The sequence below is a fragment of the Clostridium senegalense genome (genome assembly GCF_018916625.1).
GTDB classification, from domain to species: Bacteria; Bacillota; Clostridia; order Clostridiales; family Clostridiaceae; genus Clostridium_J; species Clostridium_J senegalense.
Genome location: NZ_JAHLNC010000003.1, coordinates 39,649 through 51,771, shown reverse-complemented (window position 1 = coordinate 51,771; position 12,123 = coordinate 39,649). Strand labels below are relative to the sequence as shown.

Sequence of the window (12,123 nt, the reverse complement as noted above, 5' to 3'; positions counted from 1 at the left end):
TATGGATAATAACAAATTGGGATTTGATTCACAGATATATACAAGTAGTGATATTAGATTTCAAAAGGCTAAAAACAAAAAAAAACATATATATAAAAAAATTACTAATATGATTATATATATATTAATAGCTTCACTTTCAGGAGCAATTACTTCGAAAATGGTATTTGACTATAAATTTGAAAATTTTATGAATGAAAACTCTTTAAATGAAGAGGCCCTTATATCACCGGATAAAAAGCAGGCACTACAGGAACTTGCAGATATGTTAGCAAAATCTGTGGTTTCTATAAGTAAAGTAAGTAGTGATGAAAACTCAGAAATAAATAGTGGTGCAGGAACGATTATAAGTTCTGATGGGTATATTGTTACAAATCAACACATAATAAATAAAGCAGATGATATAAAAGTAAAATTATATGATAATAAGGTTTATTATGCTGATGTTATAGGTGTAGATGCTGTTTTAGATTTAGCTGTTATAAAAATATCAGCAGAAGGATTGACACCTATAGCCTTTGGAGATTTTTCAAAGGTAAACAATGGTGATGAGGTTATAGCTATGGGAAATCCTATTGCAACCTCTTTTAAAGGTAATTATTCTTTTGGTGACATTAAAAATGCTAATCAAAGAGTATCTGTTATGGATAGACAAACAAATAAACCTATAGGTTATACAGCTATAAAAAGCAGTACTATAATTTCTGTAGAGGATAGTGGATCTCCACTTTGCAATTTAAAAGGAGAACTTATAGGAATAAATAATAATCTTTTAAATTACTCAGAAAAAGGTACTAATGAAAGTTTAGCTATATCTATAAAAGAATCAAAAGCAATAATTGATGTACTTATGAAAAAAGGAGACCCATTAAAATTAGGCTTAGGTGTTAGTGGAGAAAAAGCTATTGCCAAAGATAAGGATGATGGGATTATGGGCATATATGTTAAAGATGTAATACAAGACAGTGATGCCTATAAAGTAGGCATAAGACCTACAGATATCATTATGTCTATAAATAATTTTGAGTTAAAAGAAATTGAAGATTTGAATAGAAGTATAAAAAATTGCAAAGAAGGCGACATTGTAGTATGTAAAGTTTTTAAAAATGGGCAATGTGAGCTTATAAATGTGAAATTAGGATATTATAGAATGATATAATAAGTACAGATATTAAAATATATTGTACATTTTTTATAAAAAGCGGCTATAGGCCGTTTTTTGTATTTAAATTTAAATTAATGTTTTAAGACCTATAATATTATTTTATAGGTTTTAGTGTGTATTTTTACTTTTTGTTATATAATATAACTTATGATAAAATAGGTTAAATTATATATAGTTAGTTAAGAGTTAGAAGTTAAGAGTTTAGGGTGAAACTGGAGCTCAGTTTCTTTTAATTTAATATAATTTGCAATGATGTTAATTTTAAATTCTCTAATTTGATAAAGGTATAGATTTAAAATTGAACTTAGAATCCTAGATAATGAAATGAGAATTAGTATAAGATATATAGATTAACGGCAGAAAAATTGGAGGTAAGTATGTATTTAGTAGTTGGACTTGGAAACCCAGGAGATAAATATGATAAAACAAGGCATAACGTAGGTTTTGATATTATAGATTTGTTAGCAAATGAGTATAATATTGATGTTAATAGGCAAAAATTTAAAGGTATGTATGGAGAAACAAACATAAATGGTGAAAAGGTAATTCTTTTAAAACCTCAGACATTTATGAATTTAAGTGGTGAAAGTGTTAGAGAGGTTTGTGATTTTTATAAAATACCAAATGATAATGTAATAGTAATTTATGATGATATAAGCTTAGAAGTTGGAAATATTAGAATAAGACCTAAAGGAAGTGCTGGTGGACACAACGGAATTAAAAATATAATAGCTCATTTAGGTACAGATGTTTTTCCAAGAGTAAAGATAGGTGTTGGAGGCCCAGCAGGTGATTTAGTTAATCATGTATTAGGTAAGTTTTCAAAAGAAGAAAGAGAATCATTAGAGAAAACTTTTAAACCAGCAATAGGAGCAGTAGAAACAATAATATCTGAAAGTACTGCAGAGGCTATGAACAAATTTAATGGATTTAAGGCCTAACAACTATAGGTCTATATTTAGGCATATTCAAAAGATAATAAGTTTGAACTATTGTTTATTTTACGTAATACTTAATAGTTAAAAGTCATATATAGTGCTACTATAAATGGCTTTAAGTTTGTTGTATTGAAGAATATATAGTTGAATTGTTATTTTTTTATATGCCTTATTTAAAATTTAAATAAGTGGTAATTTAATTAATAAAAGTTTTTATAAGAAAATATAAACTTAGTTATTTAAAAGATTGATGTAAACATAATATAATTTAAAATTTTAGCCTAAAATCATATATGAGGCTAGGTTAAAGTTTTTAAAGTAGAGGTGATACTTTTGAGATTAAATGGAATTATGTCGCCATTAAGGAATAGTAAAGAATTTAAAGAAATATCAAAAAGTATAGAAAATAATAGATTTCCAATAGGAGTTTATGGACTTTCTGAATCTTCAAAAAGCTATTTGATAAATGCTGTATATGAAAATGTAAATGAAAAAATATTAATATTAACACATAGTGATGTAGAAGCTAAAAATATCTATGAAGATTTAAATTTATATATAGATAAAGTTTTCTATTTTCCATCTAAAGAAGTTGTTTTTTATAATGCAGACGCTATATCTGGTGATGTTAGATGGGAAAGACTTAAGATACTAAGCAATATAATAAAAAACAAATCCCAAGTAGTTGTAGCACCTATAGATGCCATAATAGGTTTATACACTCCAGTAGATATGTTTAAAAAATATATCTTTTCATTAAGAGTTGGAAAAGTAGTGGACATGACGGAACTTACTGAAAAACTTATACAATGTGGTTATGAAAGATGTGAGATGGTTGAATCTAAAGGTCAATTTTCAGTAAGAGGTGGTATATTAGACGTATTTCCACCGGTAGGGGCATACCCGTACAGGATAGAATGGTTTGATGATGAAATAGATTCTATAAGAACATTTAACGTTGATAGCCAAAGAAGTATTGAAAAAGTTAAAACTGTTAATATATTTCCAGCAAAAGAAATAATAACAGATGAAGAAAGTATAAAATTTGCATATGAGCAAATAGAAAAAGATTTTGCTGAATCAATGAAAAACTTTGAAAAAAATAAGAATTTTGATGCTAGCGAGCGTTTAAATGCTATAATTTCTGGTAATCTAGAGTCGTTAAAGGAAACATGGACTTTTGAAACTATAGATAGTTATACACCGTATTTTTATAAAACGATGTCAACACTTTTAGATTATATCGGTAATTGCTTTATTTTAGTTGATGATGTTCAAAGATGTAATGGTAAGTTAGAGAGTGTTTATTTTGAATTTGAGCAAAATTATGAAACTTTTTTAAAAAGAGGAAATATACTGCCAAAACAAGCAAAACTTTTAATGTCTAAAGAAGAAGCAATAGATATATTAGAAAATGAAAAGGTTATAACATTAGATGCTATTGCTAAATCACATAAAATATTAAAACCAAGAACTATATCTTCTTTTTCTCAAATTACAATAAGTGATTATCATGGACAGTTAGATTTACTTATAGATGATATTAAAGAAAAAAAGAAAAATGGTTATAGGATTTTAATATTATCAGGAACAAGAACAAGAGGAGAAAGGCTTATTCAAACTCTAAGGGATAGAGAGATAGAGGCTGTTTATAAAGATATTGTAGATAATATAGAACTTGGTCAAGTTGTAGTAACTTTTGGAAACCTTTTAAAAGGTTTTGAATGTCCAGATTTAAAAGTATGTGTTATATCTGATAAAGAAGTTTTTGGACAATCAAAAAGAAAAGCATCTGTTAAGCGTAAAAATGTTAAAGGTGCAAGTAAAATTAAAAGTTTTACAGAACTTAAATTAGGTGATTATGTAGTACATGCAAATCATGGTGTAGGCGTATATAAGGGGATAAAGCAATTAGAAGTACAAGGGCATAAAAAGGACTTTTTAGAGCTTAGCTATAACAATGGAGATACATTATATGTTCCAGCAGAGCAATTAGATTTAGTTCAAAAATATATAGGGTCAGAGGGTAGTCCACCTAAGGTTAATAAATTAGGAGGTAGCGAATGGATAAAAGCTAAAACTAAAGTTAAAAAATCCATAGAGGATATAGCTGAAGATTTAGTTAAACTTTATGCTACAAGGGCACAAATAAAAGGTCATAAATTTGGAAAGGATACAGTTTGGCAAAAACAGTTTGAAGATGAGTTCCCATTCCAAGAAACACCAGACCAGTTAACATCAATAGAGGATATTAAAAAGGATATGGAAAGCGATAAACCAATGGATAGACTATTATGTGGTGATGTTGGTTATGGTAAAACAGAGGTTGCATTAAGAGCTGCATTTAAGTGTGTTATGGAAGGAAAACAAGTTGCATTTTTAGTACCAACAACAATCCTTGCACAACAACACTATAAAAACATGGTTAAAAGATTTTCGGATTTTCCTTTAAAAGTAGACATGGTAAGTAGATTTAGAACATCTGGACAAATAAAGGAAACATTAAAAAAATTGAAAGAAGGCAATGTTGATATTTTAGTAGGAACACATAGATTACTACAAAAGGATGTTCAATTTAAAGATTTAGGTCTTTTAATAGTTGATGAGGAACAAAGATTTGGAGTTACTCATAAGGAAAAAATAAAAAATCTTAAAAAGAATGTAGAAGTATTAACATTATCAGCAACACCTATACCAAGAACTCTTCATATGTCTTTAACAGGAGTAAGGGACATAAGTGTAATAGAGACTCCTCCAGAGGATAGATATCCAGTACAAACATATGTAGTAGAGTTTAATGAGCAGTTAATTAGAGATGCTATAATGAGAGAACTAAATAGAGATGGACAAATACTTTTTGTTTATAATAGAGTAGAAACAATAAAAGATATGGCTGCTTATCTACAGAAATTAGTTCCAGAAGCTAGAATTGGAATAGGTCATGGTCAGATGACAGAAAAAGAACTAGAAAAAGTAATACTAGATTTTACTGATTATAAATATGATATGCTTGTCTGTACAACTATAATAGAAACAGGAATAGACATTCAAAATGCTAATACTATGATTATATATGATGCAGATAGAATGGGACTTTCTCAACTTTATCAGTTAAGAGGAAGGGTTGGAAGAAGTAATAGGATAGCTTATGCTTACTTTACGTACACCAAAGATAAAGTCTTAACAGAAGTTGCAGAAAAGAGATTAAAAGCTATAAAAGATTTTACGGAGTTAGGGTCTGGATTTAAAATAGCTATGAGAGACTTAGAAATAAGAGGCGCTGGAAATATAATGGGGTCATCACAACATGGCCATATGGCAGTAGTAGGTTATGATTTATATTGTAGAATGCTTGAAGATTCTATAAAACTAATAAAAGGTGATATAGAGAATGAACCTATAGAAACTACTGTAGATTTAAAAATTGATGCATTTATCCCATCTAACTATATAGTTGATGAAACACAGAAAATTGAAGTATACAAAAAAATTGCATCAATTGATAGCTATGACTATATGATGGAACTGCAAGAAGAAATAGAAGATAGATTCTCTGATATACCTCCAACAGTTTATAATTTAATGAATATAGCATATCTTAAATTTTTAGCTAAAGAAGTTGGAATAATTGAGATAAAAGAAATCAAAAAAGAAGTTGTACTAACCTTTGAAAATAAAAAATATTTAACTCAAAATATATTAAATGGTATTTTGGATAAATATATTAAGAAAATTAACTTCAAAATAGGTGAGACCCCTGGTATGTCGTATAAAATAATAGAAGATAAAAAAGAGAAACTTCTAGATAACTTAATAGAACTTGTAAAATTTATGCAAAGTTTAAATGAAAAAAAATAATAAAGCTACAAAACATAAAATTGTATAAATGGTAAATGTTTTAAAATATAAAGTTTTATGCTAAAATAAAATCAAATGTCACACATATGAAATAAAAATAAATTAAAATAATCAGAGGAATTTTATTTAAATAGATGTTTATATAATGACTAGATGATTTTGAATGGAGGATTAATTGTGAAAAGTGTTAAAAAAATAGTAGCTGCATGCTTGATAGCTGCAATGACAACTTCTTTAGTAGGATGTAATTTAATAGAAAGAACTCCAGAAGGTGTTGCTAAGTCAACTGTTGCAAAAATTAATGGAGAAAAAATAAAAAGATCCGAATTAGATGCTAGAATGAAATCTATAGAAGCTCAAATAACTAAAGAAAAAGGTGAAGATTACCTAAAATCTGAAGAAGGAAAAACTCTTTTAACTCAATACAGAACTCAGATGTTAAACCAAATTGTAGGAGAAAAAATATTACAAAATAAGGCTACAGAACTAAAAGTTATGCCAACAGAAGAAGAATTTAAAACTGAAATAGATAAAGAATATAAAACTATAACTGATTCTTTTGATAGTGAAGATAAATTTAAAGCTGCTTTACAACAAACTGGAGAAACAGAAGAAAGTTTAAAAAATAATATAAGAAATAAATTGATATATGATAAAGTTCATGATGCGGTAGTTAAAGATGTTAAAGTAACTGATGAAGAAATTAAGACTCATTATGATTCTAATATGGATAAATACACAGAGCAACCAAACAAAACAAATCTTAAACATATATTAGTTGGAACAGAAGAAGAAGCTAATGCTGTAATAGAGAGATTAAAAAAAGGTGAAGATTTTGATGCAGTAGGAGAAGATATTAAAGCTAAACAAGCTGAAAAAGACGCAGCAAAAACAGATGATAGTAAAAAAGAAGACGCACAAACTTCTGCTAATAGATTTGAAGATTTAGGTTGGGTTGAATTTGAAAACTCTGGATTTGATGCTACGTTTATGCAATTTGCAAAACCATTAACAAAAGGAAGCTACACTACAGCGCCAGTTCATACTCAATGGGGATATCATATTATTAAATGTTATGATAAACAAGAGTATCCAGTTAAAGCGTTTGATAAAGTAAAAGAAGAAATAAAAACAGAACTTCAAAAACAAAAAGAAGAAACTACTTGGAATGAAACAGCAGAAAAGTGGCAAAAAGAAGCTAATATAAAAACATATGAAAAAAATTTAAAATAATATAAATAAAAAGAGGTTATAACTGTAGTTATAGCTTCTTTTTTTCATTTTAAATGAAAATTTTATAAATGTGTATAAAATTTCAAATTTAGAAGGATAATAATAGCATAATATAAAACAATTAACTTCAAAAGAGGAGGAATCATTGATGAAGGCAACAGGAATAGTAAGAAGAATAGATGATTTAGGTCGTGTAGTTATCCCTAAAGAAATAAGAAGAACTCTTAGAATAAGAGAGGGAGATCCATTAGAAATATTTACAGATAGAGAAGGTGGAGTTATATTAAAAAAATATTCTCCAATAGAAGAATTAAGTGAATTCTCAAAAGAATATGCAGAAGCACTTCAACAAACAATAGGTAATATAGTAATTGTTGCAGATAAAGATAGCATAATATCTGTAAGTGGATGTTCTAAAAAAGAATATATGGATAAAAAAGTTACTAATGAAGTGGAAAACTTAATGGAAGGTCGTAGAGCTGTAATTTTAGGCGAAGGATCAGAAAAGGTTATACCATTATATGAAAGTGAAGATGAAAATACATATAAATCTCAAGTTATTAGCCCTATAATAGCAGAAGGCGATGCTATTGGAGCAGTAATAATAGTTTCTAAAGAGGAAAATGTAAAATTTGGAGATTTAGAGTTAAAATTAGCTGAAACAGCATCCGCCTTCTTAGGAAAACAAATGGAACAATAATGGCATTTATATGCCATTATTTTTTTGTCTTCCAACTACATCTATTACTATTGACTAAAAATCACTGTATTAAACATACAAGCTAAATAAAATAAAAAATATATTAATATTTCACTTAAAGTAATAAACGCACTGAATAGTAAATAAATTAAAATAAGGACAACCTTATTGCTTATAAATGGTTTAAAACGTAGATGTAAATTTAACGATAAAAATTAAAGCTTGAAATTTACTATTTTAAAATAGTGGTTGAATACTAATTGGGGGGATATTATGAAAAAGCAATCATTGGTTAAAGGTACTGTGATACTAGGATTTGCAAGTATATTTGCAAGGTTTTTAGGACTGTTTTTTAGAATACCTATTCAAGGGTTAATAGGTGATGAAGGTATGGGTTACTACCAAATGTCATATCCTTTATATATGACATTTGTAGCTTTAGCATCAGGTATACCAATAGCTATGTCTAAAATTATAGCTGAAGTTAATGCGAAAAATGATTATGAAGGAACTAAAAGAATTTTAAAAGATACACTAATGTTTATGATTCCAATAGGAATAGTTGCATCAGCTATTATGTTTAGCTTTGCAAAACCAATAATAACAGGATTAAAATGGCATCAAAATTCATATATAGCTTTTCTTGCAATATCAATAGCACCAATATTTGTTTGTATTATGTGTACATTTAGAGGATTTTTTCAAGGAATGCAGAATATGACATATACAGGTATATCTCAAATAGTTGAACAGTTAGGAAGAGTTATAGGAGGAGTTTTATTTGCTTACTTATTATTACCTAAAGGAATAGCTTTTGCGGCAGGTGGTGCAGCACTAGGAACAGTAATTGGAGGGATTTTAGGTAGTATATATTTAGTTATTGCATATATGAGACAAAGACCTATAAAAAGAGTAAATAAAAATTTAAAAACTAAAAGTATGATAAGTGAAATTGCAAAGGCTGCATTACCTATTTCTATAGGAGCAGCAGTAGGTACTGTTATGTCACTTATTGATTCAATAATAGTTCCTGAGCGTTTATTAGTAGCAGGTTTTACTTTAGAAGAAAGTGCAATTCTTTATGGACAAATGACAGGAAAAGCATTAACATTATCTAACGTACCACTAGCTCTATCTATGGCATTATGTGCAACTTTGGTACCTATAATATCAGAAGCATATTCAACAGGAAGAAGATTTGAGCTAGAACGTAGAGTGGAAATGTCCTTTAAACTTTCTTTTGTAATAGCACTTCCTTGTACAGTGGGGTTATATACGCTAGCAGCACCTATAATGCATTTAATATTTTTAAAGGATGTTGCAGGATATAATATTCTTAAATTTGTATCATTAACAATACCTTTTGTAATAATAACTCAAACAACAACAGCACTATTACAAAGCGTAGGAGCTTATTTAAGACCAGTATATAATTTAGCTATAGGATGTATAATAAAGGTGGTAATTAGCTATATGCTAGTTTCTATAACTGTTTTAAATATATATGGTGCAGTAATAGGAACAATGGTTGGGTATATAGTCACCGTTGTATTAAATATGATTCAAATTAGAAAAATTTTTAATACAAAAATAGATTTAGTGGAAACTTTGTTAAAACCAGCAATTGGTACATTACTTATGGCTTTTTCAGTTGTTTTTGTCTATAATACTGTCTATAAGTATACAATAAGTAATACAATAGCATGTTTATTTTCTATTTTTGCAGGAGTAATAATATATTTAGTGGCAATTATAACATTAAAAGTGTTTGAGATTGAAGATATTAAAGGCAAATTTATAAAAAATTAGGTATATGAAAAGAAATAATAAACTAAAGATTCAAAGTATATTTGGTCTATTATTTATTTGATTATCACTTAGACAGGAGCGTGAAACAATTGATAAAAATAGTAGGATTAGGACCAGGAGCAAAAGAAGCGCTTACCATTGGAACGTTAGAGCTTTTAAGAGATAGTAAAAATGTATTTTTTAGAACAGAAAAACACCCTAATGTAGAATATTTAAAATCTTTAGGTGTAAAGTTTAATAGCTATGATAGTGCATATGAAAACAGTGAAAGTTTTGATGAGGTTTATAAATCTATAGCTGATGACATAATAAATAAACATAATAGTTTAAAGGATATAGTTTATGCAGTACCAGGCCATCCATTAGTTGCAGAAAACTCTGTAACATTGCTAATAGAAAAATGTGAAGAATTAAAAATAGACTATGAGATATTACCAGCAGTTAGTTTTGTTGATGCTGTTATGGAAAGTTTAAAGTTAGATCCTATAAATGGGATAAAAATAATAGACGCTTTTGATATAAAAAATCAAATTTTAGATAAAAGAGTAGGACTTATAATAACACAGGTATATAATAAATTTATAGCATCAGAAACAAAGCTTGCGCTGCTAGAATACTACAAAGATGAAACAGAGATATATTTTGTAAGAGCAGCTGGGGTTAAAGGATTAGAAAGCATAAGAAAAATAAAATTATATGAGCTTGATAGACAAGAAGATATAGATTATTTAACATCAATTTATATACCTAAAAAACTAGAGGAAGTAAAAGATTTTTATGATTTATTAAATATAATGGATACTCTAAGAGGCGAAGATGGATGTCCATGGGATTTAGAACAAAGTCATAAATCATTAAAAAGATGTTTAATAGAAGAAACTTATGAAGTTATAGAAGCTATAGATGAAGAAGATGACATGAAACTTACAGAAGAACTTGGAGATGTATTACTACAAGTAGTCTTCCATAGCCAAATAGGCAAAGAAGAGGGTTATTTTAACATAAATGATGTTATAGAAACTATTTGTAATAAAATGATAAATAGACATCCACATATATTCAGTAATGTAAATGTTAAAAATAGTGAAGAAGTTCTAAAAAATTGGGACGAAATAAAAAAAGAAGAGAAAAAGTATAAAAGTTACACTGATGAACTTACAAGCGTACCTAAGGTTTTACCAGCACTTTTAAGAGCAGACAAGGTTCAATGCAAGGCTGCAAAAGTAGGTTTTGATTGGGCAGATGTAAAACCAGCTATGGATAAGGTAATTGAAGAGTTAAATGAAGTAAAAGATGTATATAATGGCGAAAATAAGTCAAGAATACTAGAAGAAGTAGGTGATTTAATATTTGCTGCGGTAAATGTTGCTAGACTTCTTGACATAGACCCAGAAATTGCATTAAATTATACTATAGATAAATTTATAAATCGCTTTAAGTTTATAGAAGAGTGTGCAATAAAAAAAGGTTTAGATCTTTTAGATATGACTCTTGAAGAAATGGATGAGTTATGGGAAGAAGCTAAACGTATGTAAATATTAAATACTTTTACAATAAATAAAAAAGCAGAAATTATTTGCAAAACATGTTTATAATATGCTATCTTATACTCAACGATAAATGAAGTTGTGAATGAAGAAGCGTTTTAATATTAAGGAGGTACAATCGTGAACAAATTAGAATTAGTTACAAATATGGCAGAAAAATCAGGTTTAACAAAGAAGGATGCAGAGACTGCTTTAAAAGCATTCATAGAGAGTGTTGAAGAGGCATTATCAAAAGGAGAAAAGGTTCAATTAGTAGGATTCGGAACTTTCGAAACTAGAGAAAGAGCAGCTAGAAAAGGAAGAAACCCAAGAACTAAAGAAGAAATAGATATACCAGCATCAAAAGCACCAGTATTTAAAGCTGGAAAAGAATTTAAAGATATAGTAAATAAATAATTTATTATAAATTTAAAAGAAAAAACCTGGATTTAGTTCTAGGTTTTTTTTATATATAAAAGCAATTATAATAAATATAGAATTAAATCATAATATTATATATAAAATAAATTTTGAGGTGGGAAGAATGAGATTAGATAAGTATTTAAAAGTTTCTAGAATAATAAAAAGAAGAACAGTTGCAAAAGAAGTTTGTGAAAACCAAAGAGTTTTAATAAATGGAAAAGTAGCAAAGCCAGGAACAGTAGTTAAAGAAGGAGATATAATTGAAATACAGTTTGCAACACAAGTACTAAAAGCAAGAATTATAAATATAGCAAGTCATGTTACAAAAGAAGATGCTAAAAATATGTATGAAATTATATCTGGTGAAGAAGATAAAGAGTAGTAATTTATATTAAAAAATTATATTTGTTTGCATATATCTTGAATGAATACAATATTTATTAATAGGGAGTAAGTATTCAGGGAGGATTA

9 protein-coding genes are annotated in these 12,123 nt (G+C 27.9%); all 9 read left to right on the top strand.

All coding sequences use genetic code 11. From position 1 onward, the window contains the following. Position 1 precedes the first annotated feature (1 nt). Positions 2-1,159 (top strand): S1C family serine protease, encoded by a 1,158-nt coding sequence (locus KQI36_RS07580; RefSeq protein WP_216450409.1) that lies wholly within the window; start codon positions 2-4, stop codon positions 1,157-1,159. A 383-nt stretch (positions 1,160-1,542) separates the two neighbouring features. Then, positions 1,543-2,106, top strand: coding sequence for an aminoacyl-tRNA hydrolase (gene pth, locus KQI36_RS07575; RefSeq protein ID WP_216450408.1), 564 nt, complete (start codon positions 1,543-1,545; stop codon positions 2,104-2,106). Between the two features lie 330 nt (positions 2,107-2,436). Further along, positions 2,437-5,961: a transcription-repair coupling factor gene (gene mfd / locus KQI36_RS07570; RefSeq protein WP_216450407.1), complete on the top strand. Its 3,525-nt coding sequence runs from the start codon at positions 2,437-2,439 to the stop codon at positions 5,959-5,961. A gap of 177 nt (positions 5,962-6,138) precedes the next feature. Next, positions 6,139-7,194 carry a peptidylprolyl isomerase gene (locus KQI36_RS07565; RefSeq protein ID WP_216450406.1) on the top strand — a complete coding sequence of 352 codons (1,056 nt, stop codon included), beginning with the start codon at positions 6,139-6,141 and terminating at the stop codon, positions 7,192-7,194. Between the two features lie 148 nt (positions 7,195-7,342). Next, positions 7,343-7,894 (top strand): stage V sporulation protein T, encoded by a 552-nt coding sequence (gene spoVT / locus KQI36_RS07560; protein WP_010297729.1) that lies wholly within the window; start codon positions 7,343-7,345, stop codon positions 7,892-7,894. Between the two features lie 273 nt (positions 7,895-8,167). After that, positions 8,168-9,703 carry a putative polysaccharide biosynthesis protein gene (locus KQI36_RS07555; protein ID WP_010297726.1) on the top strand — a complete coding sequence of 512 codons (1,536 nt, stop codon included), beginning with the start codon at positions 8,168-8,170 and terminating at the stop codon, positions 9,701-9,703. An 89-nt stretch (positions 9,704-9,792) separates the two neighbouring features. After that, positions 9,793-11,238 (top strand): bifunctional methyltransferase/pyrophosphohydrolase YabN, encoded by a 1,446-nt coding sequence (gene yabN, locus KQI36_RS07550; protein ID WP_216450405.1) that lies wholly within the window; start codon positions 9,793-9,795, stop codon positions 11,236-11,238. A gap of 132 nt (positions 11,239-11,370) precedes the next feature. After that, positions 11,371-11,646, top strand: coding sequence for an HU family DNA-binding protein (locus KQI36_RS07545; protein ID WP_010297719.1), 276 nt, complete (start codon positions 11,371-11,373; stop codon positions 11,644-11,646). Between the two features lie 127 nt (positions 11,647-11,773). Continuing rightward, positions 11,774-12,034, top strand: a complete 261-nt coding sequence (locus tag KQI36_RS07540) for an RNA-binding S4 domain-containing protein (protein WP_010297715.1) — start codon at positions 11,774-11,776, stop codon at positions 12,032-12,034. The last annotated feature ends 89 nt before the right edge of the window (positions 12,035-12,123 follow it).